This window comes from Halopseudomonas pelagia CL-AP6 (assembly GCF_000410875.1).
Lineage (GTDB): Bacteria > Pseudomonadota > Gammaproteobacteria > Pseudomonadales > Pseudomonadaceae > Halopseudomonas > Halopseudomonas pelagia.
On the sequence record NZ_AROI01000026.1, the window covers coordinates 76,697 to 102,408 of the forward strand.

Genomic DNA, 25,712 nt, shown 5'->3' on the forward strand with positions numbered 1-25,712 from the left:
GGCCGATTTCAGACGAACGGTGCCCCAGAATTAAAAAAAACTCAGGTAAAGGGTGTTATTTCTGGAATCTGTCGTATACTGAGTTTCGTTCATTGCAAGCCCGGATGCAGCGAGTCCAGCATTGCTTGACTTGATTTGCATTAAGGCGCACAGTGAGCGCGTAGGTTTTCAAGATAGAGTAGTAGGCTGCAAGCGCACTTTTCAGTACGTAAGTTTGTCATTCTCGTAATCTTTGATTCCCCACGCTTTAATTGAGCTCAGCTCAAATTTTTTTATTTGATAGGAATTATCCGAAATGGCAACTGGTACAGTTAAGTGGTTCAACGACACTAAAGGCTTTGGCTTCATTACTCCAGACGGCGGTGGTGATGATCTGTTCGCCCACTTCTCCGAAATCAAGGTTCAGGGCTTCAAGTCCCTCGCCGAGAACCAGAAGGTATCTTTCGATATCACTACTGGTCCTAAAGGCAAGCAAGCTGCAAACATTCAGGTTATCGGTTAATTCCGAAGTCTGACTGAAAAACCCGGCCTCGGCCGGGTTTTTTAATGCCTGCAATTTGCCCCGCAAGACCGCCATACGAGATATCAGCCTGCAAAAAATACTCGCCTGATACGCTCTTAAGTCGTAACCTAGTGCGCATAATATGAGTGTTCTCACTCTGAAGGCCATTTGGGAAACAACCGGCGCTGCCTTATTCAGTGTTGCCTTGCTACCCCACCACCAGGATGTCTATACAGTGGAAAGCATCGATTCAACCAAAGAAATCGAAAACCGTCGTTTGAATATATTCCGCGCAGCTGAAGCTATTGTCAGCGAGCTCGGCGCGTCGCAGCTCACCTTCACCAGCTTGAGCGAACGCACGGGGATCCAGGAAAGCGATCTGCAAGCCATGTTCCCCGACCGCGAGGCATTGCTCTCGGCCATGATTGAGCATCGTCTGGAACGCTTTCGCGTACGCTGGAGAGCCTATGAAAGCGTGCTACCCGATGAACCCATGCGCGAACTCAAATCCCTGCTGCTGAGCAACCTGAGCGAGTCCAACGAGGAGAAAAACCTCGACTCCGCGATTCTCGCCGCCGCAGCCAGCAATCCGGCTCTGCTACAAACCACCTCGGACGACGTACAGGGACTATTCAACATCCTTGCCGAGTCGCCTCTAGGCCTGGCTCAAGCGAGCATTCTGTTCTTTTCCGTACGCGGCTACCGACTATTCGAGCAAATTGGTATTTGCCCGATGACGGATATTCAAAGAAGTGAGTTTCAAGAACAGATCATGCGTATGGCACGCACCCTGTACGAGCAGAAAAACGAGGGCTAAAGCGCCCTTAGCGGCCTTTGTAATGCCCCTTGGCGTGAACAGTCTGCTGTTTGCGCCAATGCTTCCAACCAGCCCTGCCTGCCGCAAATGCAAAATACCCCAACACCGCAATGCCCATCGCGAGAGCCAGTTCACCCAGCACCCGCGCTTCGTTATCACCGGTATCAAGCACCGTATCCAGCAGAAATATCATTGTTGCCGGTGCCAGCCAGACTTCCGTTGGAACCACTCTGACCGGTGTGAACAGCAGCACCGCGACTACCAGCCACAACGGCTCGCGCACATACCATAACGGAATCCAACTGGTCATTTTCCACCAAACCAGCCAGGCACAGCCAGCTGCCGCCAGATATATCATCCACATGATCTGGTATTCGGGTTCGTTGAACATCAGGCGGTCACCGGTCAGCAAAAATGTGCCGCTATAATAGCGGTTTTATTCAGGGAGTCCCAACTCGATGCCACAGTCTGTTCGCCGTGATACCACCGATGACCCATACGCTTGGCTTGAGCAGCGAGACAATCCTGAAGTGTTGGCGTTTCTTGCGGAAGAAAATCAAGCTACCGAAGCCTGGCTGGCCACCCATAGCGACCTGCGTGAAACGCTCTTCCAGGAGATTCGTGGGCGCATTCGTGAAACCGATTTGTCTTTGCCTGGTGTGTGGGGTCCGTGGCTGTATTACCAACGCACTGAAGCGGGTGACGAATATCCGCGATATTACCGGTGTGTGCGGCCAGTTAACGATTCCCTTGAAATAGACCCGTCCAGCGAAGCACTACTACTGGACCTTAATGCCCTTGCCGGTGCCGATTTTCTGCAGTTGGGCGATTATGCCATCAGCCCAGACCATCAATCACTGGCATATAGCCTGGACCGTCAAGGCGACGAGACCTATACCCTGTACTTGAAGGATCTGCGCAGCGGCCTGGTCACCGAATTACCCCTGGAGAATGCCGACGGTAGCCTTGTCTGGGCGCAGGATAGCCAACATCTGTTTGCCATCAGCATGGACGACACTTCGCGCCCGGCTTACCTATGGCGCCTGAAAGCCGGCTCCGAGCCGGTACATCTGTTCCATGAAGAAGATCAACGCTTCTATCTGCATGCCTATCGCAGTAGTTCCGAGCAGTGGATCATGCTGGCCAGCTCCAGCAAGAACACCAGCGAAGTGCGACTACTGCCCGCGAACCAGCCCACCGGCCCATGGCAACTGATCGAGCCCCGCCAGGCGGGGCATGAATACCATGTGGATCACGGCCCAGAGGGTCTGGTCATCCGCAGCAATGCCACAGGCGAGAACTTTGCGCTGTTCAAAGCAGACCCAACTCGGCCGGCGCAAGCCCATTGGCAGTCAATTGCCCAACTGGATCCGCAGCGCACGCTTGAAGACTTCAGTGTGCAACAGGCGGGGCTCCTGCTGCATTACCGCGACCAAGGGTTGATTACCCTGGAGGTCAAACCCAGCGCATCGGCCTGCTACCAGGTAGCAATGCCTGACGCCGTCTACAGTCTGCACGTCCAAGGGGGGGAGGAATACGCCAGCCCTTACATCCGCCTGCGTTACGAATCACTGAACCGCCCGGCCGAGGTCAGAGCGCTGCATATTGCTAGTGGTGAGCAGCATATCCTCAAGCGGACACCGGTAGAAGGCCTGTTCAATCCCGAAGATTATCAGGTGACCCGCGAATGGGCCGTTGCCAAGGACGGCAGCCGTATCCCCATCAGCCTGGTCGCGGCGCGCAACAGCAGTGGTGCCCCTGCACCGCTATACCTGTATGGTTATGGCGCCTACGGGGCCAGCATGGACCCCTGGTTTTCCCATGCGCGACTCTCGCTCCTCGAGCGTGGCTGGGTTTTTGCGATTGCCCACGTACGCGGCGGCGCTGATCTCGGCGAAGCCTGGTATCAAGCAGGCAAACTGGAGCACAAGAGCAATACCTTCAGTGATTTTATCGCCTGCGCCGAACACCTTGTTGAACTCAAACTGACCTCTCCTGCACAGCTGGTGGTGGCCGGCGGCAGCGCCGGTGGCTTGCTGATTGGCAATGTGATCAACCAGCGTCCAGAGCTGTTCGCGGCCGCAGTGGCTGATGTGCCCTTCGTGGATGTATTCAACACCATGAACAATCCGGAATTGCCGCTGACCATCGGCGAATACGAAGAATGGGGCGACATGAACGATCCCGAAGTCGCCGAACGGCTTCGTGGCTATGCGCCCTACGAACAGGTGCGTGCTCAGGACTACCCGGCGCTGTTTGTTACTGCGGGTTATCACGACATGCGCGTACAGTACTGGGAAGCGGCCAAGTGGGTTGCCAAACTGCGGCACTGCAAGACCGACTCCCGACCTTTATTGCTGCGCACGCAGATGAGCGCAGGGCATGGCGGTGCCAGCGGGCGCTATCAGGCGATTCGCGAGCTGGCCGAGGAATACAGCTTTCTGCTGGCAGTGATTCCTGCCAAGGACTGAACCGCCCTATCCTCCCTGTCGTCGTCCCTGTCCCTGCCGCTCATAAGCAACAGGGACAGGGACAACAGTACAACTTACTCGGCGCGCTTAAAGCCGCGCTGCTCCAGCAACATGTAGAACACCGGCACGAAGATCAACGCTAGGGTACTGGCCGCGATCATCCCACCGACCACCACCGTACCGATCTCCTGACGACTTACCGCGCCTGCTCCGCTACTGATGGCCAGCGGCAAACTGCCGATGATAAACGTCAGGGCGGTCATCATGATTGCGCGGAAACGCTGGCGTGCGGCGGTCAGGGCCGAGTCATAAGGTGACATGCCTTCCTTACGATTCTGCGCCGCAAACTCGACGATCAGAATGGCGTTCTTGGCGGCGAGACCGATCAGTACCAGTAAGCCGACCTGAAAGTAGATGTCGTTCGGGAAGCCGCGCAACAACGAGGCCACGACCGCACCGAATACGCCGAAGGGAATCGCTGTGGCAACCGCCAGCGGCAAACTCCAGCGCTCGTACTGCGCCGACAGGATCAGAAACACCATGAGGATACCCATGCCGAACGCCAGCGCCCCTGAAGAAGCCGAGTCCAACAGCTGGTAGGCTTCACCGACCCAACCCAACTGTGCTTCAGGAGCCAGCACCTCGGCACCCACTTCCCGCAGGGCCGCCAGCGCAGCAGCCGTGTTGTAACCCGGCGCTGGGTCAGCGGTCACCTTGGTCGCGGGGTACAAATTGAAGCGGCTTACCGCATCAACACCCTGAGTACGCTCCAGGGTTACCACGTTGTTCAAGGACACCAGCTCACCCGTACCCGAGCGCACGAACACTCTGCGCAAGTCATCCGGATGGCTACGGAACTCACCCTCGGACTGCAGGTTGACCTGCCAATTACGACCCTGCAAGGTAAAATCGTTGACGTACAGCGCGCCAAAGGTGCTGCGCATGGCGGTAAATATCTCGTTAATCGGAACGCCCATGGCTTTGGCCTTGTCCCAATCCACTTGCGCCTGGTAACGCGGCACACCCACGTCCAAAGCGGCGCGCACGTTAGTCAGCTCAGGGCGTTCACTGGCCGCGCCAATCAGCCGATCAGCTTGCGCTTTGAGCTTGAGCGGATCGCTCTCACCGCGCAGTTGCAGGTAACCTTCCACACCGCCGGTCAGCGACAGGCCGTTGATGGGTGGCGGCACGAAGGCCATGACGTTGGCTTCCTGAATCTCCGCACCCAGACCAACAATCCGGTTTGCCATTCCCTGAGCACTTTGCTCGAACGCGGTGCGATCATCCCAATCGATCAGCGTGACGAAGGCCACGCCCATATTGGTCCGCAGCCCGCGATTCATAATGTCGAAGCCAGCAAAGCTGGTGATGCCCTTGATCTCGTCCATGTCAACGATCTGCTGGCTCAACTCCTCCCGCACTGCTTCCGTGCGCTCCAACGAAGATACCGGAGGCAGTTGATAGACCGTCAGCAGGAAGCCCTGGTCCTCTTGCGGAACCAGACCGCTGGCCATGCGATCGAGCAGAAACAAGGTGGATCCGATCAGCAGCAAAAACAGCACCAGAGTAATTTTGGCATGGTTGAGCATCCAGCCCACCAGACGCGTAAAGCCTTCAGTCAGACGGTCAAATCCATTGTTGAACCAGGCAAATTTCGGAGACGCCTCAGTTTCCTTCCGATCCAGCAACAGCGCGCACATCACTGGACTAAGCGTTAGCGCCACCACCCCGGAAATACCCACAGACACAGCGATAGTGATGGCGAACTGACGATACAGCTCACCACTGAGCCCGCCCAGAAATGACACCGGAGCAAATACCGCAATCAGCACCAGCGTGGAACCCACCACAGCGCCGGATACCTGCTTCATGGTCTTGCTCGCCGCTTCGTAGCTGGAGAGCCCCTCTTCCTTGATCAGCCGTTCGGCATTCTCCATCACGATAATGGCGTTATCCACCACCACACCAATGGCCAGAATCAGCCCGAACAGGGTCAGCAGGTTGATGGAGAACCCCATCAGCATCATCCCGGCAAAAGTACCAATAAGCGATACCGGGATCGCCACCAGCGGAATCAGCGTGGCCTTGAGGTGCTGCAGGAACAGGAAGGTCACCAGCACCACTAACGCCAGCGCCTGAATAAAGGTAATCAGCACCTCTTTGATCGAGACATCGATAAACAAGGTAGTGTCATAGGGAATATCGAAGCGCAAGTCGCCGGGGAAGCGTTGCGAAATGCGCTCCATTGCCCGACGCACCTCTTCTGCGGTGTCCAGCGCATTGGCCCCAGGCTGCAGATAGATACCCAAAGGCACCGCATTCTTGGCATTGAAGGTCGCACTGAAGTCGTAGTTTTGTGCGCCCAGCTCGGCGCGCGCCACTTCCCCCAGTCGTAGCGTACGTCCGTCAGAATCGCTACGCAGAATGATCTGCTCGAACTCTTCCGGGGTGGACATCCGCCCAGGCGTGCTGACACTGAAGGTAAAGGCTTGCCCCTTAGGTGCCGGGTTAGCGCCGATCCGGCCGGCAGAAAACTGTGCATTCTGCTCGCGAAGGGCAGTGGCCACATCGCTTGGCGTCAGGTCGTAATCAGCCAGTTTATCGGGCCTCAACCAGATGCGCATGGAGTAGTCCTGCGCACCGAACAGCCGCGCGTCGCCGACACCCGGCAGCCGCACCAGCTCATCCAGCACGTTGAGAAGCGCATAGTTGCTGATCTCCAATACGCCCATTTGTTCGGTTTCAGATGAAAGCGCCACCACCTGCAGGATGGATGTTGAGCGTGCCTGCACCACTACACCAAGATCGCGTACCTCCTGCGGCAGTTTTGCGGTGGCCTTTTGTACCCGATTGTTAACGTCGATAGTTGCCTGGTCCGGGTCGGTGCCAATGCGGAAATACACGGTCAGTTGCATGTTTCCAGAGTCAGCACTGAAGGACTCCATATACAGCATGTCATCGACACCATTAATGGCTTGCTCCAACGGCGCAGACACTGCGTCGGCAATCACCTGCGAACTGGCTCCTGGGTAGCGGGCCTCGACTACAATCTGCGGCGGCACCACATTGGGGTACTGCTCAATCGGCAATTGATAAAGCGAAGTACCACCGGCAATCAGAATCAGGATCGACAGCACCGTCGAAAAGATCGGACGATCAATAAAAAACTGCAGCATGCCCTTACTCCTCGGCGTCGTCGAATGCAGCGCGTTGCCCTGTTTGCGGGTCGACTACCCGTACCTTGGCCCCCCCGCGCAGACCCACCTGGCCATTGACAACTACCCGATCACCTGGCTCGAGCCCCTCAAGGATGATTTGCCGTTCGCCGAGAATCTCACCCAGTTTTACTTTGCGCACTTCTATCTCGGAGGCGTCATTGACGACCAGCACCTGCGGACCCTCACCGCTGGCACCGACCGCCTCGGACGGCAGCAATATCTGATCACTGAAGTGCTTGAGAACCAGCCGGATGCGCACAAACTGCCCCGGTATAAGCTGTCTGTCAGGATTATCAAATACCGCCCTTAGGGTGATGCTGCCGGTCGCGTTATCAATACTGCTCGAAGTGAAATCAATCTTGCCGGTGAGTGGATACTCAGCGCCATCGGCCATCAACAGGGTGACAGCACCATTTAGCTTATCGTCTTCGATCTGCGCCGCGCGCTGCATAGCCGCGTCGCGCTCCGGCAAGGCAAAAAGCACATGCACCGGGTCCTGCTTGACCAGCGTGGTCAGGAGCGCGCCCACCGCCAGTACACTCCCTTCCGGCACGACCTCAAGGCTAGCGCTGCCGGCCATTGGTGCCCGTACATTGGTGTAGGACAGGTTCAGTTTGGCCTCGTCCAGACGCGCATCAGCCTCATCCAGACCCGCACGGGCGAAGTCGAGCTGGGATTCGGTACGGTCGCGTTCGCTGGCACTCAATGCGCCTCGCTCAAACAACTGTTTGGCGCGCTCCCACTCCCGCTCCGCCTGCTTGACTCCCGCAATGGCATTATTCTTCGCCGCTTCGGCCTGTTTTACCAACACCTGCATCGACTCGGGAACGATGCGAAACAGAATGTCGCCCTCCTCCACGTCGGCACCCTCGACATACACGCGCTCCTGCAACTCACCTGAAATACGCGCTCTGACCTCGACTTCCCGAGCGCCACGCACGCGTGCCGGATACTCCTGAATCAGGTCGGCGTTCGAGCGAGCGACCTCTTGTACAGTTACCATGGGCGGGGTTTTTTCTGCAGACACCGCGTTATCATCACTGCCGCAAGCCGATACCAGACCTGCCGCTGCCAGCAGAGAAAACGCACGAAGCCACGGCGCGACTACAGAATTACGGTAGGGGAAACGGGAGGTTTGCATAGACTTCAATCGCTCGAAAATAGGGAAAGAAATGCCCGGGCCGGTGCCCGCGCAGAAAAACAAGGATGTTGCGCGTGTGCTGCCTGTGTTGTTGCGTACGTCGTCAAGCATGGCCGTCAGTTGTCTGTGCCTGCTCGTCAGAGGCACGCAAAATGCCATGCAAAAGCGTATTCAGCAGCTCGTCTGCCATGAGCACCAACGAGCTGTTGCGTCCTGAAATCCGATTAAGCAGCACACTGCCGTAAGCCAGATTACTCATGAAATTCAATATCTGTTCGGGATCATTAACTCGACAACGCCCGCTATCGATCAACTGTTGGTACACATTCAACCAAGTCGTACGGCGCAGGTCCGAATAGACAAAATAACGCGGTTTACTGACCTTGCCGAACTCGGCGCATTCGTGAACGAAGAGCTCAATAGCTTCAGGATGATGTTGAAAAAACGCCATATAGGTCTTGAAGCCCTGCTTTAGGTGCTCAAGAGGATCCTCAATGCCAATGACCGCAGTATCCACCTGGCTGATCAGTCGCAGCATCACGTCGTCGACTGCCGCCTGAAACAACTCATCCTTGGTAGGATAAAACCGATACACGGTGCCCTTGCCAACGCCGGCCAGGTCGGCGATCTGCTGCACATCGGTACAGCGAAAGCCCTGCTCAGCGAAGACCTTGATTGCTGCACAGAGAATCTCCTCACAACGCTCAGCGGGAGGCTTGCGCAAGCGCTTGGAATGGCATTCATGGGTATCAATAGGCATTGGCTGCTCACGGACTGACGCGTCAGTCCGTATTAGAAAACACAAGGCAGCGCTAAACAACCCGCAGTGTAAAAAAACACTGCTGCCAGTTGTGTCGAAAACCAGAGGATTACTACGGAGAGTAAATGAAGGGAAAGCCAGCAGCTAGCCTGCCGAACTGCCGGACAGCATTAGCTGTCCGGCAGTATTGCTCAGTAGCGGTTGGCTACATCATCGAAAGTTGCTTCGATAGTCGCTGAAGGCGGAGGGCTCAGCAGCGTAGCTACCACGATAGCGATGGTCGCCAGAATAACGCCAGGAATGATCTCGTACAGACCGATGGTATCGATTTGCTTGTACAGTACCACCGTCAAGCCACCAACAATAATCCCAGCTAATGCACCGTTTCGGTTCATGCGCTTCCAGAACAGCGACAGAATCACCGCTGGACCAAAGGCGGCGCCGAAGCCAGCCCAGGCATAGGACACCAGACCCAGTACTGTGCTTTCCGGGTTGAAGGCGAACATCAAGGCTAGCAGCGCGATACCAACTACCGCAAAGCGACCAACCCAGACCAGCTCGGTCTGCGTGGCGTCACGGCGGAACAGCGCCTTGTAGAAGTCCTCCGCCAGGGCGGAAGACGACACCAGCAATTGGGAGTCGGCGGTGGACATGATCGCCGCCAACACTGCCGCCAACAGGATACCGGCCACAATCGGATGCATCATTGCCTGAATCAGCGCCAGGAATACGGTCTCAGCATCGCCAATACCGCCTTCGCCGAGGAAGCCTATGCCTACCCAGCCTACCAGCAGCGCAGCGACCAGACAGATAGCCGTCCAGCCAACTGCGATACGGCGTGCGGTGGGCAGTGCAGCGTCATCACCAATCGCCTTGAAACGCGCAAGGATGTGCGGTTGACCGAAATAACCCAGGCCCCAGGCCAGCAGCGAAATGATCGCGACAAAGCCCAACGGATTGCCCTCAACATCATTGAAGAAGGTCAACAGTTCGGGATTGCTGGCTTCCATCGCCGCCCTGGCCTCGTCCCAGCCGCCCATGGTGTTGAGCGCCATGATGGGAACAATCACCAGTGCTGCAGCCATTAGCAAGCCCTGGATGACATCGGTCCACGACACAGCGAGAAAGCCGCCGAAGAAAGTATAGGACACGATTACCAGGGTACCGACGACCACGGCAATCTCGTAGCTAAGCCCGAAGGTGCTTTCAAACAGCTTGCCTGCAGCAACCAGACCCGAGCTGGTATAAAAGAGGAAGAATAGCAGAATGAAAACGGCTGAAATTACGCGCAATGCGCGGCTTTTATCTTCGAAACGGAATTCGAAATAGGCCGGCAATGTCAGAGAATCGTTGACCGCATGCGAATACACCCGCAAACGGCGTGCGACAATCAGCCAGTTGAGCCAGGTACCTGCTAGCAGACCAGCGGCAATCCAGGTGGCTTCGTAACCGGCGGCAAATGCATAGCCGGGCAAACCCAGCAGCAGCCAGCCGCTCATATCCGAGGCGCCAGCTGACAAAGCAGCCGTGCCTGGGCCTAGTGAGCGTCCACCGAGAATATAGTCGGACAGGTTATTGGTTCGTTTGTAAGCGATATAGCCGAGGGCTAGCATCACCGCGATATAGACCGCAAAGGTCGCACTCACAATGCCTAGGTTATCAGTCATGGCCTTCTTCTCTCATTTTAGTGAACAGTCCCTGTTCTGTTATTGGTATGGGGAAGTACTGATCAATTCCCTCTGTTCCATGACGGCAGCCCGATGGCTGCCGCGTTGTTGCTCAGGGCTCACCATTACCCAACGACAACAGGCTGGCATTGCCTCCCACTGCGGTCGTGTTAATGGTGCGCGTGCGCTCAGTAACAAAGCGCAGCAAATAATGCGGGCCTCCTGCTTTCGGCCCAGTGCCTGATAGACCCATACCGCCAAACGGCTGAACGCCAACTACCGCACCAATCTGGTTACGGTTGATATACACATTACCGATGCGCACGCGACGGTCAATATGCAGAGCGGTGTCTTCGTTGCGACTGTGAATACCCAGGGTCAAGCCGAAACCGGTCGCATTGATCTCGTCGATGACCTTGTCCAGGCCATCGTTGCGCCAGGTAATTACATGCAGAATCGGCCCAAAATGCTCGCGATCCAGTTGCTTGATACTATCCAGGCGGAAGGCTACAGGGGCCACGAAGTGTCCATCAAGCCCCTCTGGCAATGGGGTTTCAGCGATGAGGCGATCACCGGCCTTCATCGTCTCAATATGCTTGAGCAAACCGTTGCGGGCGTCGGCATCAATAACCGGGCCCAGATCCGTCGCACGGCTGAAGGGGTCGCCAACATGCAGTTCGGCCATGGCACCTTTGAGCAGTTCCAGAACCCTCGGTGCAATATCCTCCTGAATATACAACACCCGCAATGCAGAGCAGCGCTGGCCGGCACTGGTAAAGGCCGAATGCACCACGTCCTTGACCACCTGTTCCGGCAACGCGGTTGAATCGACCAGCATTGCATTTTGTCCGCCGGTTTCGGCGACCATAGGCGCAATGGCGCTGTCCCTGGCTGCCAACGCGCGGTTGATCAGATGCGCTGTCTGGGTTGAGCCGGTAAAGGCCACCCCGGTGATCCGCGGATCAGAGGTGATCACACTACCCACCTGCGCGCCGTCGCCCGGCAACAAGGCCAGTGCATTGCCTGGAAGACCTGCCTCGAACATCAGCTCAACACAGCGCACCGCCAACAGACTGGTCTGCTCGGCGGGCTTGGCCACTACCGTATTACCGGTCACCAACGCGGCAGACACCTGGCCAAGGAAAATCGCCAGCGGAAAATTCCACGGGCTGATGCAGGCGAACACACCGCGGCCTTGCAAATACAGCTCATTACTTTCGCCGGTCGGGCCGGGCAAGGTGATCAACGCAAAGCGCTGACGAGCCTGCAAGGCGTAATACCGGCAAAAATCCACAGCCTCGCGCACTTCATCGATACCGTCCTGCAAGCTCTTGCCCGCTTCACGGGTGCAGAGCGCCATCAGCTCGGGCAAATGCTCCTCAAGCAGATCAGCGGTGCGCTCCAGTACGGCGGCGCGGGTATCGACCGGGGTGGCGTTCCAGGCCGGGAAGGCAGCGGCTAATTGATCGATCGCCTCGTGGGTCTGTTCCGCAGTGGCCCAGATGACCTCACCGACCTGATGAGACAGGGCGTAGGGACACATGACGGCCCTGCTCTCGCCCGTCAAACGTTTGCCATTAACCAGCGGCGCACCGGTCCAGCGCGATTGCATATGACTGTCGAGCTGTTGCTTGAGCGGCAACCACTGGGACAGCACGTTGAGGTTAACGCCCTTGGAGTTGCGCCGCTGCGCGCCATAAATATCCGCTGGCATCGGAATGCGGTGGTTGGCAGGTGAGGCGTGTCGGCGCAGGCTAACCAGCGGATGCTCGATCAAGGTCTCGACCGGCACCTTCTTGTCTACCAGCTTGTGCACGAAAGACGAATTTGCGCCGTTTTCCAGCAAGCGACGAACCAGATAGGGCAGCAGGTCCTTGTGCGCGCCGACCGGTGCATAAATGCGTACTGCGCAGCTGTTCTGCTCAATCACCGTGTCGTACAGGGCGTCACCCATACCGTGCAGGCGCTGAAACTCAAACGCGCGTTGACCGGCCATTGAAAGGATGCAGGTCACGGTATGTGCGTTATGGGTAGCGAACTGGGAATAGATCAGGCCGTCGGTCAGCGGGCTAAGCAGATAGCGCGCGCAGGCCAGGTAAGACACATCGGTACCTTCCTTGCGGGTAAATACCGGATAACCGTCCAGACCCGCTTGCTGGCAGAGCTTGATCTCGGTGTCCCAGTAAGCGCCCTTGACCAGGCGCACCGGAATCAGGTCGCCTTGCTCTTTTGCCAACAGCGTCAGCCAGCACAGCACCGGCATGGCCCGCTTGGTATACGCCTGTACCACCAGGCCGAAATTGCCCCAACCCTTAACATCGGTATGGTTGTACACGCGACGGAACAACTTTAACGAGAGTTCCAGGCGGTCCGCTTCTTCAGCGTCGATGGTAATACCCACGCCACCCGCTCGCGCTTGGCGCACCAGACCCAGAACGATTTCGCTCAGTTCATCAAGTACCTGTTGCTCGCGGGCAGGTTCATAGTGGGGGTGCAGAGCAGACAGCTTGATGGAGATAGTCGGCTTGGGGCTGGTGCCCTTGTAGCTGTCATTGGCTAACGCATTGATTGCGTCGCTGTAGTCAGCCAGATACTTGCTGGCGTCGGAGCGGGTTAGCGCCGCTTCACCGAGCATATCGAAGGAGTAGGTATAGCCATTATCGCGTTGCTCTTTGCCGTTCTTCAGAGCCTCCTTAATGGTGCGCCCGAGCACGAACTGCTTGCCCATGATACGCATGGCCTGCAGCATGGCGCTGCGGATCACTGGTTCACCACTACGCTTGACCAATCGACCCAAAACGGTGCCGGGCGTCCCGTCCTGACGCTTGTCCATGTTCACGACCTTGCCGGTCATGACCAACCCCCAGGCCGCAGCATTAACCAGCGCGCTTTCACTCTGACCAACGTGCTTGTCCCACTGCGCGGCGTTAAGCTTGTCGCGGATCAGGGCATCAGCGGTCTCAGCATCCGGCACACGCAAAAGTGCCTCGGCCAGGCACATCAGCATAATGCCTTCCTGAGTGTCCAGACTGTATTGCTGTAGCAAAGCGTCGATGCTATCACTGGCATTATCGCGCTTGCGTACATCCTCGATCAGCTGTGTAGCTCGTTGCGACAGCGCGGCGATGTCGTCCGGCTCTGCGAGAGATTGCAACTCTGCGATATAGGTGGCTTCGTCAACCGCGTAGTTATCACTAACCACGTTGAGAAAATCGTCGGGGTTGCTGGTAAGGAAGGCACCCTGCAGGACTTGACTGGTTTTGAACATCTGTTTTGCTCCGTTGCCGCCTGCGCCGCCCTGCCGGAATAACGGCCAGTCTGGCCAGGAGTCAATCACATACCTGAGCCTAGACTATCAGCAGCGTTTGGACGAATTCACTTTTTATTGTCAGGTGCACCACCCTTACTGGGGCAGGCACAAGAACGCCATGCGTCGACTGTAAAAGTCTGATGCAGTCAAATCTTGCAAAAACCTGGTGTTTTTTTGCAAAAAGCTCTGAAACCAGCAGCGCAACGGAACTTAGCCGCCCGCCGCCAGCCTGAGCTTACGCGGCGTCTGACCACTATAATCACGCACGGCGTGAGTTAGTGCGCTCTGGCTGGAAAAACCACAGCGGCTGGCTACTTCCGACAAGGGTATGCGACTTTGGCGGATCATCCTGAGCGCCTCGGCAACCCTGGCCCGCAGCAGATACTGATGAGGCGACTGACCGGAAAACTGTTTGAAAAGCACATGAAAATGACTGGGGCTGACATACACCTGGGCGGCCATGTCGGCAACGCTGATCGGTTGATCAAGACGCTGGAGAATAAAGGCATCGATCCGCGCCAGATCCAGACTCCGCACCGGCTGAGTCACCAGCGGCATAGAAAACAGCCGGTCATGCAGGCTGTGTAGCAGGACCCCGCCCAAATGCCAGGCCATCGGTAACTGCCTACTTTGATCATCACGCAATTCATGCGCGGCAAAATCCAACAGGCCTTGCAGGCGCTGATCAAGCTGCAAAAAACGCGGCTTCTCAAACAGCCTGGACAGATCATCGGACTCGTAACCCGGTGTACTTTCCGATACTTCGGCCAGATCCAGGACTAGCATATGGTTGCTACCGCGTCCGGAAAACGCGTGCGCCTCGTGACCTGGTACCAGACAGGCATGCAGTCGATTGACCGCCCCGCCTTGCCCCATGACTTCAAAATCCGCGCAGCCGTCTAGCCCCACAATCAACTGATGTTGCGAATGGGCATGAGTAGACGTCTGAACAGGCAGATCTAGTATTTTGGTCTTGATCATGCAACGGGCCACTGCGCATGGAGGTTCAATATTAGTCCTTGCTCCTGGTTGTCACAAGCCGCACACATCCAGGCATTGAAAATCCTTTAATTGGCTCCATCTCTAGTCTCATATGGAACCACCAACGAGAATACCTATGACCGATCAGGACAGCAGCCAATCCGACTACATCGAACGAGATAACAAGAGCACCTCAAGCAATAACGGCACCGAGCTGGTCGTACCTAATCAACGCCTGCCCAATAAACTCTATCTGCTACCGATACAGAATCGTCCATTTTTCCCTGCACAAGTCATGCCAGTGGTGGTCGACGAAGCGCCTTGGGACGCCACGCTGGAGCGGGTAGCAGATACCCCGCATCATGCCCTGTCGTTGTTCTATATCGATGGCCCTCTGCCTACCAACGGTGAACTTGACCCCGCCCGCTTGCCGGAGACCGGCTGCGCGGTCAAGGTGCATCACGCGGTCAAGGAAAAAGGCAAGATCCAGTTTATCGCCCAGGGCTTGACCCGCGTGCGAATTACCCAGTGGCTAAGCCGCAAGCCTCCCTACTTGGTCGAGGTGGAATACCCTGAGGCGCCCAGCGATGAGCGTGACGAGGTACGCGCCTATGCGATGGCATTAATCAATGCCATCAAGGAACTATTACCCCTCAACCCGCTGTACAGCGAGGAGCTGAAGAATTACCTGAATCGTTTCAGCCCCAACCAGCCCTCCCCGCTCTCGGACTTCGCTGCCACACTGACGTCAGCCAAGGGCAGCGAATTGCAGGATGTTCTGAATACGGTGCCTGTGCTACGACGTATGGAAAAGGTACTGATACTGCTGAAAAAGGAAATTGACGTCGCGCGCCTGCAAGGCGAGATCAGCGCCGAAGTCAACCGCACCATCAGCGAGCATCAACGCACCTTTTTCCTCAAAGAGCAGCTTAAAGTCATCCAGAAAGAACTGGGGCTATCCAAAGATGATCGCACCGCCGACATCGAACAGTTTCGCGCGCGCCTTGAAGGCAAAACCCCGCCCGAGGCGGCCAGCAAGAAGATCGAGGAAGAACTCAATAAATTGTCCGTTCTGGAAACCGGGTCCCCCGAGTACGCGGTTACCCGCAACTATCTGGATTGGGCAACAGCCCTGCCTTGGGGTTTGTATCATCAGGACAAACTGGATATAGAGCATGCCCGCAAGGTGCTGGATCGCGATCACGATGGGCTAGATGATGTAAAGCAACGGATCCTGGAGTTCCTTGCTGTTGGCGCTTTCAAGGGCTCGGTGTCCGGATCCATCATCCTGCTGGTAGGCCCGCCAGGGGTCGGCAAGACGAGTATTGGGCATTCGATCGCCGAAAGCCTGGGTCGGCCCTTCTACCGTTTCAGCGTTGGCGGTATGCGCGATGAAGCTGAGATCAAAGGCCACCGGCGCACCTACATCGGCGCCATGCCGGGCAAGTTTGTTCAGGCGTTCAAGGATGTCGGGGTAATGAACCCAGTGATCATGCTCGATGAAATCGACAAGTTGGGTAGCAGTCATCAGGGTGACCCAGCATCGGCATTGCTGGAGACGCTGGATCCGGAGCAGAACAATCAGTTTCTGGATCACTATCTGGATCTGCGCCTGGACCTGTCCAAAGTGCTCTTTGTGTGCACCGCCAACACGCTGGACAGCATCCCCGGGCCGCTCTTGGACCGGATGGACGTTATCCGCCTGTCGGGCTATATCAGCGAAGAGAAGCTGGCTATCGCCAAGCATCACTTATGGCCAAGACAGCTGGAACGCGCAGGCTTGCGCAAGAGCCAGTTACGCATTACCGACAAGGCCCTGCGCACCGTGATCGAAGGCTACGCTCGGGAAGCAGGTGTGCGCAATCTGGAAAAGCAGTTGGCCAAGATAGTCCGGAAATCGATCATGCGACTGCTGCAGGACAGGCAGCAGAAGATCATTATCAAACCGACCGACCTGCCTGAATTGCTCGGCGCTGCACCGTTCCGTAACGAAAAAACCCTGAAGGGCACGGGCATTATCACCGGGCTTGCCTGGACCTCCATGGGCGGCGCCACTTTGCCGGTGGAAGCCACACGCATCCATACGCTCAATCGCGGGTTCAAGCTGACCGGTAAACTCGGTGAGGTGATGCGCGAATCTGCCGAGATAGCCTATAGCTATATCTGCGCCAACCTGAAGACCTACAAGGCCGACACCAGCTTCTTCGATCAGGCGTTTGTTCACCTGCACGTACCCGAGGGCGCCACGCCGAAGGACGGCCCTAGTGCAGGGGTTACCATGGCCAGCGCACTGCTATCCTTGGCGCGCAATCAGGCACCGCGCACCGGCTTGGCGATGACCGGCGAAATCACCCTCACTGGCCAGGTGCTGCCTGTCGGGGGCATTCGCGAAAAAGTCATTGCCGCGCGCAGGCAATCAATTTTCGAGCTGATCATTCCAGAAGCCAACCGAGGGGATTACCAAGAACTGCCCGATTACCTGAAGATCGGTATGCAAATTCACTTTGCCAGTCACTTCCGCGACGTGGCTAAAAAGCTCTTTGACTGACACAACAAAGGCGCCCTTGGGCGCCTTTGTTGTGTCTTCATGGCTCGCACTTAGCGCTTTTTACCACCGCCAGGCCTGGTGCCATCCGTTGGGGTAAAATGGTCATGGTGATCCTCATCCAGTTCCTCAACTTCAGGGAAATCATGCAAACTGGATTCGAAGTCATCGTCCTTGGCCAAGCTCTGCGCTTTTTCCCTGGCGGCTTCTCGCTCGGCGCTGCGCCTTACGGGTTCCGGACTCAGGCCCTCAATCAGATCCCAGTCGGGGTCAAGGGTAAAGTCATTCAGGTTCAACTGACTGGTGCTTGACTCGTCATGTTCCTCGACAATTCCCGAGCGAAACTCGGATGGGCCCTTGATTTCCAGATCTTCATCAATCATCGGGTCCAGTTGTTCAGCCTGCTCAACCATGTCGCCGTTGGCATCAAACAAGAGCGGGAAGCGCGCCTTGATCTGATTTACCCGCTCAGGATCGCCACCCAGATCACCGATCTCTTCAATCTGTTCGGCGAACGCCGGGGCGTCACCCAATTCTGCCAATACGCGCAGCTGCTTGTAACGCAGATCCAGGCGTTCGGGCTCCTCGTCAATCGCCTTGTCGAGCATGATACGAGCTTCGGCAAACCGGCCGTAGGTAATGTAAAGCTCAACACCATCCAGAGGATCGACCGGCGGCTTTACCACCTGCTGAACAGGCCGGGCGACCATCGCAGGGACGGTGGTGATATTCGAAGAAAATCCTGCAGGTGCTTCTGGTTCGACCGATTCAGGGCGGTCATCATCAGCATCGTCCGAAGAACGACGGCGAGCCAGGAACAGCCCCAACAGGAAGGCCACAAGCACTAGCGGCAACGTCAGCCACGCAACCCATGAAGACCTGCTGGGGGCAGCTTGCACCGACTCCTCGGCGGGCAGGACACTGGCGTTCAAAGAGCCTGGTGCGGGGCTGTCACTACCCTCGGCAGAGCCTGGGCCTGAGCCTTGCTCACTACTTCCCAGGCTACCCGCACCAGTAACTCCAACCAGCGCGTCATCGTCTACCATTTCGGCATCACGAGCCTGGCGCAATACTTCCAGCTCAGCCTGCAGGCTGGCAATCTGTGCGTCACGCGCATCGAGTTCGCTCAGCAGCACATTGAAGCGGCTCTCCAATGAGCGCAAGCGATCAAGCAGCTCAACCGAGTCGGCCTCTGCGGTCTCGACGCTCGACTCTTCAATGCGTAAACGCGCATCCGACGCGTCCTGCGGACTGGCCTCGCTGACCATTTCGGGATCCACTAGCTCGGCCGATTCTTGCTGCGGACGTGACGGCGATGGAGCCTGGACTTCAGGCTGGGCTGGCGTCTGAGCCGCAGAGTCAATAACTGGCTGTTCTTGGCTTTCAGCAACGGTATCCGGTTGAGCTGCGGCTACCGCATCCAGAATCGAAGCAGGCGCGCCAGCCGAGACCAACTGTTCGCGAGTAGGTAGTGTTAACGCTTGATTGGCGCGCAGGCGATTAATATTGCCATCCACGAAGGCTTGCGGGTTCAGCGCGCGGATCGCCAACATGTTGGTACGAATATTGACGCTGCTGTCCGGACGCTGCGCGGCAGCGATGTCCCACAGGGTATCGCCAGAAACAGTCGTGTATTGATCCGCACCTGGCGCGGGTGTTAACTGCGGCAAATCAGGCTGCGGATCAGCCTGATAGCTGGAGCGCGGCTGGGCGGCCGCGACCACCGGACGCTGCGGGCTAGACGCGGGGGCCTGCCGAGGTGCATCAGCCAGGACGCCAGCTTGCGGGTCATATAGCGGCGGATCAAGCAACAAGGTGTACTCGCGCAGCATACGGCCGTTAGGCCGGCGCAATTCCACGAGGAAGTTCAGGTAGGGTTCGCGCACCGGACGGCTGGATTCAACTCGAATAAATAGCTGATTGTTTTCCACTACCGGGACAAAACGCAGGTCGGTCAGGAAGAATGGACGGTCAATACCGGCACTCTGAAAGGCTTCCTGGTTAGCCAGCGAAACACGGATATCCGTCGGCGCCAGGCCCTCTCCTCCCTGCAACTGGATTATGGCACTCAGCGGCTGATTCAATGCCGAATCCAGACGCAACTCCCCCAGCCCTAATGCATTGCTGACACCCACATACAGTGCAGCCAGCGTAGCGACACCCGCAATCACTTGGCGTTTCACAGCCATACCCTTTCCTCTTATTCTGTGGACGCTGACCTGAAGGCCATCGCCAACCATGCTTTCCATCGCATTCCCTTGAGGGAACGGGGCACTCAGCAACACAATCCAGCGCCACGCATTATGCCATCGTGACGGCGAAACCAACCTGTGTATTGAGCAAAATCGTCAAAAAAATCTGCAATTAATACGACTGGTTGCTTTATGCCACAAATTTGACTGCAACACACCACCAATTACATGGCTTCTCGCAGAATTCAGCGCCAATCATACGTCCGAATGATTTCACTATGGCATCACGACAACAACCCGCAGTCAAGCGATCTATGTCCTCGCCTGCCAAGCGGCACAACATGCGTTAATATGCCGCCTTCATTCGCACAAAGACATGGACTTATGACCGAGGTCGACAAGCTGTTTTCCGCCCCGCTCGCCCAAGTCAGCGATTTTGTATTCGACGCTGATGTTGCGCGGGTCTTTCCTGACATGATCAAACGATCAGTGCCCGGCTATCCGACCATTATAGAGAGTATCGGCCTGATTGCCGGGCAATATGCCCAACCGGACAGCCTCATCTATGACCTTGGCAGTTCGCTGGGTGCTGCCACTCAATCCATGCGCCGCCATGTGCGTGTGCCTGGCTGCCGCATCATCGCCGTAGACAACTCCCTGGCGATGACCGAGCGCTGCCGTGAATACCTTCAAGCCCAAGACGCCATGGTCGAAGAGCTCACCCCAGCAGAGGTGATGCAGGCTGACATCCTGGGCCTGCCATTGGCCCCATGTTCGGTAGTAGTACTGAACTTTACCCTGCAGTTTATTGCCCCAGAACAACGACTGGAGTTGCTGCGCGCTATTCACATGGCATTGCTGCCTGGCGGTGTGTTGATCCTGTCGGAAAAACTGCGCTTTGATGACCCCGATACCCAGCGAACGCTGGAGACCATGCATTACGCCTTCAAGCGCGCGAACGGCTACAGCGAGCTGGAGATCGCCCAGAAGCGCAGCGCAATCGAAAAGGTTATGCTGCCCGACACCCTGGAAACCCACCTGGCCCGTCTACAGCACGCCGGCTTCAGGCATAGTCATAGCTGGTTTCAGTCCCTCAACTTTTGTTCAATTATGGCTCATAAGTGATTGATTACAAGCCGCTTTATCGTCAAATAGAAAACACACCCCTGGCGCCTTGGCTCGCCGTGTTGCCTGCCGCCCTGGACCAGCGTTTCGCTGATATGCACCACGGCGACCTGGCCCGCTGGCAGACGGCACTGAGTCAGCTACCCGAGATTGCCGAGGCCGTTGTCAACCTCAGCCAGGGTGTGGACATCAGCAGCGCCAGGCCACTAAGCGCACAGCAGCAGGAGGATCTGCTGGTCGGGCTGCAGGGGCTGCATCCTTGGCGCAAGGGCCCGTTCACACTGTTTGGCATCCATGTGGATTGCGAGTGGCGCTCAGACTGGAAGTGGCAGCGCATCGCCGCGCATATCGATCTGGCCGGCAAACGCGTTCTGGACGTGGGTTGCGGCAACGGCTACTACATGTGGCGGATGTGGCAGGCAGGCGCACATATGGTAGTAGGCGTAGACCCGAATCTGCTGTTCTATCACCAGTTCATGGCCGTGCAGCGCTACCTTCCGGCAGCCCCGGTATGGCAACTGCCTTTTACTCTGGAGGAGTTGCCAGAGCCAGCGGGTGGTTTTGACAGCGTTTTTTCAATGGGCGTGTTCTACCACCGCAAATCGCCCGTGGACCACCTGCTGCAGCTCAAAGCCTGTCTGCGGCCCGGCGGTGAGCTGGTTATGGAAACCCTGGTAATTGAAGGTGATGCCAATACTTGCCTGGTGCCCGAAGATCGCTACGCGCAAATGCGCAATGTATGGTTCCTGCCATCGGTCGCTATGCTGGAACGGCTGCTACAGCGCAGCGGCTTCCAGCAGATCAAATGTATCGATCTGACGTCAACCAGTACCGAAGAACAACGCAGTACCGAGTGGATGCGCTTTCAATCGCTGCCCGATTTTCTCGACCCGACCAACCCGAGCCTGACCTGTGAGGGCTATCCCGCCCCCCTGCGGGCTACGTTTACGGCGCGCAAACCGGGGTAACCGAGGTTCATATCTACTGCCGCTCCAGCCATGCCGACAACTCAGCGGGCGGCAGTGCACTAGAGAACAGGAAGCCCTGACAGGCGCCGCAACCCCGACCCTGCAGAAAGCGCCACTGCGCTTCCGTTTCCACTCCTTCAGCGACAACATGCAGACGCATGTTGGCAGCCATGTCCAGAATGGTGGTCACCAGTTGGTTGTCTTCGATGCTTTGCGGCACGCCCGCCAGAAAGCTCTTGTCGATCTTCAATTTATCCAAGGGAAAACGCCGCAGGTAGGCAAGAGAAGAATAGCCGGTACCAAAATCATCTAGCGCCAGGGTGACCCCCAGTTCCTTTAACTGCCTGAGAATCTGCTCGCCCTGATGGGCGCTGGTCATCAATGCGCTTTCGGTAATTTCCAGCTCGAGCATGCTTGCGGACAAGCCACTTTCATCAAGCGCCGAACGCACCAGCGCAACTATATCCTGCTGAATGAATTGGCGCGGAGAGAGGTTTACCGCAATCGATTCAAGCCCTAGCCCTTGCTGTTGCCACTGACGCGCCTGGCGACAGGCCTCGTGCAACACCCATCGGCCGATCGGCACGATCAGCCCATTCTGCTCAGCCAGTGGAATGAACTTGTCGGGCGGTATCAGCCCTCGCTGCGGATGACGCCACCGCAGCAGCGCCTCAACGCCATAAGCGCGGCGGCTACGCACCTGTATCAAGGGCTGATAATGCAATTCAAACTCACCATTCTCCAAGGCTTTACGCAAGCCCCGTTCGAGTTCAAAGCGCTGACTGGCGTCCTCGGTCATCGCACGCGAATAGCCACATACTTGATCCCGCCCGATACCTTTGGCAGTATCCATTGCCGCATCGGCATTGCGAATCAGGTCGGCCGCGCTGTCACCATCATTGGGATAACAGGCAAAGCCCACGCTGGCACCGATATAGATTTCCCGCCCATCCTCCAATACCACCGGCGCGCGCATGCTGGCACAAATCTGCTCGCCCAGCTCCCGCACTTCCGAGGGCTCCCGATCATATGAAATAAGCAGGAACTCATCGCCACTCAAGCGCGCCAGCGTATCCTTTTCAGTACTGCAGCAAGCCAGTCGCCTGCCCGCCTGACGCAATACTTCGTCTCCGATCGCATGCCCAAGACTGTCGTTGATAGCCTTGAAGCGATCCAGATCAATGTACAGAACCGCTAGCGGCTGCTTGCAGGCTAGCGCGCTCTGCAGACCCTGATCCAGCTTGAGCAGCGCCAGGGTGCGATTAGCCAAGCCGGTTAGCCCATCAAAATGCGTCATACGCTGCAGTTGCTGCTGACTGCGCTGCAATCCACGCAAATCGCTGAAGGTCGCCATGTAACGGCTAATCTGCCGGCCCTCGCCCTTGACTGCTGTGAGCGTCACCCAGACAGGAATATCCCGTTCACCGGCACGATCAAAAAGCACTTCACCCTGCCAATAGCCATGCGTGTCAAGAACAGCCAACAGGTGCTGGGTCAATGTTTCTCGGTCCATATCATCCCGATGAGCATAGGGGCGTTTGCCAATCACCTGATGCGACGCCGCACCAGTAATATCGGCAAAGGCGGGATTGACCCGCAGGATATGCAAATGGCTATCCATTACCATCATGCCTTCCGGGCTGCTCTCGAATAATGCTGCTGCCTCTTTGAGCGACTGCTCCTGCTCCTTGCGTGCGGAAATATCCTCGGCGATAAAGACGTAATAAAGCGCCACTCCGTCCAGATCGCGTACCAAGGTGACCGTCAGATTGGTCCATGCTGCCGATTGATCCCTGCGCAGATAACGGGCTTCCAGGGTAAAGCGTTCAAGCAGACCGTAACGCAGATCCCGCAGTCCGGCTTCCACCAAGGGCAGATCGTCGGCGAACAGCGTGTCACTCGGATGCCCACTTAACAGCTCCTCCTGGCTAAAGCCGGAGCGTTCCAGATAGCGCGGGTTAGCGCTGATGTAGCGACCTGCGGGAGAAAGCAGCAATATACCCACGGCAGCATGCTCGAAGATCGCCGAGAAACGTTTCTCCGTAAGCTCCCGCTCCTGCGCTAGGCGTGACTTCTGGACTACCAGGGCAGCCAGACGAGTAAACTCCTCAAGCATTTGCACTTCCTGCTCATCCGGGACCCGCTGTTGATCAGCGTAGACCGCAAAGGAGCCGAGAATGTTGCCGTCCTGATCGCTGAAAGGGGTGGACCAACATGCCACTACCGACCCTACCTGGGCGAGCTCCTGGAAATCACGCCACAATGGGTCAGTACGCACATCGCTGACATAGACCGGCTGCCGTCGGGTTATAGCCGTACCGCAGGAACCCACGCCTTCGTCAGGCATGACGCCGTTGAGCGCATCATTGTAGCGTTCCGGCATGCTCGGCGCAGCGAGCGTCTGCAAAGCACCGGTCACTGGATCAACCACCAGGACAGACACCCGCTGGCCCATTTGCAACGTCTCCCAGGTCTTGGCCAACTGGATGGCCATTTCCTGGATACCCGCTTTCCCCAGCAGGCCATCGAGCACATTTAAACGTGCCGACTGCAGCATGGCCTGTTCTTGCCTAGCTTGAATGTCCTGCAGGGTACCGATAATGACATCGCCACTTTCCACCGTCGTATAAGGCCGAGCAGTGAGATGGTGCCAGCGATAACGGCCGACCCGATCACGCAGACGCAGATCTACCTCCAATTGATCGGTGATTCCGCGACGGACCTCTCGCAGATAATCGCCTAGCACATTGCGATCATCTTCATGCACCCCGTCCAGAATAGAGAGCCCTTTAACACTTTCGATATCGATTCCGGTCAGGTCTTGCCAGGCACGGGTGACATGCACCAACCGGCCTTCGAAATCCGCTCGAAACACCACATCCCTGACCGCTGCCATAACCTGAATGTTACGGTTCAGCGCGGCCCGAGCATTTTCTCGCAGCGCACGGATTACCGTGTGGGCACGGCAAAGGTGACGGCCAATAATGAGGGTCAGCACGAGCGCAATAGCGGGCAACAACCACCGAACGGTAGCTATTGGACTATCGGATGAATAAACGCCAACGATGACCATTTGCACTGCCAGCAAACTGGCAAGGCACACAATCAAGAGGTTCGCAAAGGTTGTTCTTGTCATCAGCACGCTCCGGCCTTGTACCGTGTTGCTGGCCGCTGTTCAACCAAACACGGTGACTGTCTGACGGCTTATTGCCACCAGCGTACCATCTTCTCGCCAGATCATCGCAGAAGCGTGGCCGTAACCGTCACAGGCATGCTCAATCTCGGCTCGGTACAACAGCCAATCGGTGTTGCCAATCTGAGGTTGCGGCTGCATGAATTCGATAGTCCAGGTCAGTGAACTAGCTGGCGCACGCTGCTGCAAATGCGGCAGAACCGCTGGAGGCCACACGTCCACGAGTCCGAGAATATGGGCCTCATGGATGCCCCCCTCATCCTCGCGGAAACGCATCCAACCCCCCATCTCACGCTTGCGGCTATTGCTGAACGGCAGGTCACCAAACGCCCAACGTACCGCAAAATGCTTGATAAAAACCGGGTTAAGACCTTCTACATAGGGCATTTCCACACAGTCGGCTGGCGCCTTGGCGAGTGGTGCCGGCAAGCTCGGGACGGCCACCACCGATTCCCGTGAAGCGCCGAAGCTGCCCTGAATAATACACATGATCTCGCCATTCTGCCGAGCCATACCGAGCATCTGCGTAACGGCCTTGCCCTCGCGTAGCACCTGGGCTTCTACCTGCATACTTTGTCCCGGTGCTACCGGGCCAACAAAGGTAATAGCCAGCGACCTGACCGGTCTGTCAGCCGGCACCTTGGCGCGCATGCCCTGATACACCAGGGCAGCAATCAAACCGCCATAGCCGGCGCGGCCCTGCGCCCAGCCCGTGGGAATGATGACTTCCTGTTGGGGAGAATCGGCTAAAGCAGCAAGCAGCTCAGCAAAGGTCATGAAGGGATTCCTGTTATTTGCGAAGGCGCATGGTAGGTCATCAGC

General features: G+C 56.9%; 16 protein-coding genes. 6 read left to right on the forward strand and 10 right to left on the reverse strand.

Going from position 1 to position 25,712, the window contains the following annotated elements:
* The first annotated feature begins 295 nt into the window (after nucleotides 1-295).
* A complete protein-coding gene (locus tag K787_RS0117800; protein WP_028615072.1) occupies nucleotides 296-502 on the forward strand; it encodes a cold-shock protein in 207 nt (68 codons plus the stop codon).
* Between the two features lie 142 nt (nucleotides 503-644).
* Nucleotides 645-1,319, forward strand: coding sequence for a TetR/AcrR family transcriptional regulator (locus K787_RS0117805; RefSeq protein WP_022964173.1), 675 nt, complete (start codon nucleotides 645-647; stop codon nucleotides 1,317-1,319).
* A 7-nt stretch (nucleotides 1,320-1,326) separates the two neighbouring features.
* On the opposite strand, the gene K787_RS23600 is transcribed toward K787_RS0117805, so the two are convergent.
* Nucleotides 1,327-1,710, reverse strand: a complete 384-nt coding sequence (locus K787_RS23600) for an MFS transporter (RefSeq protein WP_152486863.1) — start codon at nucleotides 1,708-1,710, stop codon at nucleotides 1,327-1,329.
* A 67-nt stretch (nucleotides 1,711-1,777) separates the two neighbouring features.
* Here K787_RS23600 and K787_RS0117815 point away from each other — a divergent pair, with 67 nt between their 5' ends.
* Complete coding sequence (locus K787_RS0117815) at nucleotides 1,778-3,790, forward strand: S9 family peptidase (RefSeq protein ID WP_022964175.1); 2,013 nt, start codon at nucleotides 1,778-1,780, stop codon at nucleotides 3,788-3,790.
* 74 nt (nucleotides 3,791-3,864) lie between these two features.
* Here the strand turns inward: K787_RS0117815 and K787_RS0117820 are convergent, their stop codons facing one another.
* From K787_RS0117820 to K787_RS0117845, 6 genes are all read right to left on the reverse strand, one after another.
* On the reverse strand, nucleotides 3,865-6,966 hold the full coding sequence (locus tag K787_RS0117820; protein WP_022964176.1) for an efflux RND transporter permease subunit: 3,102 nt from the start codon (nucleotides 6,964-6,966) through the stop codon (nucleotides 3,865-3,867).
* Nucleotides 6,967-6,970: 4 nt separating this feature from the next.
* On the reverse strand, nucleotides 6,971-8,011 hold the full coding sequence (locus K787_RS23605; protein WP_161785949.1) for an efflux RND transporter periplasmic adaptor subunit: 1,041 nt from the start codon (nucleotides 8,009-8,011) through the stop codon (nucleotides 6,971-6,973).
* A gap of 241 nt (nucleotides 8,012-8,252) precedes the next feature.
* Nucleotides 8,253-8,909, reverse strand: a complete 657-nt coding sequence (locus K787_RS23610; RefSeq protein ID WP_022964178.1) for a TetR/AcrR family transcriptional regulator — start codon at nucleotides 8,907-8,909, stop codon at nucleotides 8,253-8,255.
* 191 nt (nucleotides 8,910-9,100) lie between these two features.
* Nucleotides 9,101-10,576, reverse strand: coding sequence for a sodium/proline symporter PutP (putP, locus tag K787_RS0117835; RefSeq protein ID WP_022964179.1), 1,476 nt, complete (start codon nucleotides 10,574-10,576; stop codon nucleotides 9,101-9,103).
* Between the two features lie 112 nt (nucleotides 10,577-10,688).
* Nucleotides 10,689-13,844: a bifunctional proline dehydrogenase/L-glutamate gamma-semialdehyde dehydrogenase PutA gene (gene putA / locus K787_RS0117840; protein ID WP_022964180.1), complete on the reverse strand. Its 3,156-nt coding sequence runs from the start codon at nucleotides 13,842-13,844 to the stop codon at nucleotides 10,689-10,691.
* 252 nt (nucleotides 13,845-14,096) lie between these two features.
* Nucleotides 14,097-14,867 carry a helix-turn-helix transcriptional regulator gene (locus tag K787_RS0117845; RefSeq protein ID WP_022964181.1) on the reverse strand — a complete coding sequence of 257 codons (771 nt, stop codon included), beginning with the start codon at nucleotides 14,865-14,867 and terminating at the stop codon, nucleotides 14,097-14,099.
* A 136-nt stretch (nucleotides 14,868-15,003) separates the two neighbouring features.
* On the opposite strand from K787_RS0117845, the gene lon reads away from it, so the two are divergent.
* On the forward strand, nucleotides 15,004-17,415 hold the full coding sequence (gene lon, locus K787_RS0117850; protein ID WP_022964182.1) for an endopeptidase La: 2,412 nt from the start codon (nucleotides 15,004-15,006) through the stop codon (nucleotides 17,413-17,415).
* A 50-nt stretch (nucleotides 17,416-17,465) separates the two neighbouring features.
* On the opposite strand, the gene K787_RS0117855 is transcribed toward lon, so the two are convergent.
* Nucleotides 17,466-19,601: a type IV pilus assembly protein FimV gene (locus K787_RS0117855; protein ID WP_022964183.1), complete on the reverse strand. Its 2,136-nt coding sequence runs from the start codon at nucleotides 19,599-19,601 to the stop codon at nucleotides 17,466-17,468.
* A gap of 387 nt (nucleotides 19,602-19,988) precedes the next feature.
* Between K787_RS0117855 and cmoA the strand changes: the two genes are divergently transcribed.
* Both cmoA and cmoB read left to right on the forward strand, forming a co-directional pair.
* Complete coding sequence (cmoA, locus tag K787_RS0117860) at nucleotides 19,989-20,729, forward strand: carboxy-S-adenosyl-L-methionine synthase CmoA (protein ID WP_022964184.1); 741 nt, start codon at nucleotides 19,989-19,991, stop codon at nucleotides 20,727-20,729.
* Complete coding sequence (gene cmoB / locus K787_RS0117865; protein ID WP_022964185.1) at nucleotides 20,726-21,697, forward strand: tRNA 5-methoxyuridine(34)/uridine 5-oxyacetic acid(34) synthase CmoB; 972 nt, start codon at nucleotides 20,726-20,728, stop codon at nucleotides 21,695-21,697. The genes cmoA and cmoB overlap by 4 nt, the downstream gene beginning before the upstream one ends.
* Before the next feature lie 13 nt (nucleotides 21,698-21,710).
* Here the strand turns inward: cmoB and K787_RS23615 are convergent, their stop codons facing one another.
* A complete protein-coding gene (locus tag K787_RS23615) occupies nucleotides 21,711-24,833 on the reverse strand; it encodes a bifunctional diguanylate cyclase/phosphodiesterase (protein WP_022964186.1) in 3,123 nt (1,040 codons plus the stop codon).
* A gap of 39 nt (nucleotides 24,834-24,872) precedes the next feature.
* Nucleotides 24,873-25,667, reverse strand: coding sequence for an acyl-CoA thioesterase (locus K787_RS0117875; protein WP_022964187.1), 795 nt, complete (start codon nucleotides 25,665-25,667; stop codon nucleotides 24,873-24,875).
* Between the last annotated feature and the right edge of the window lie 45 nt (nucleotides 25,668-25,712).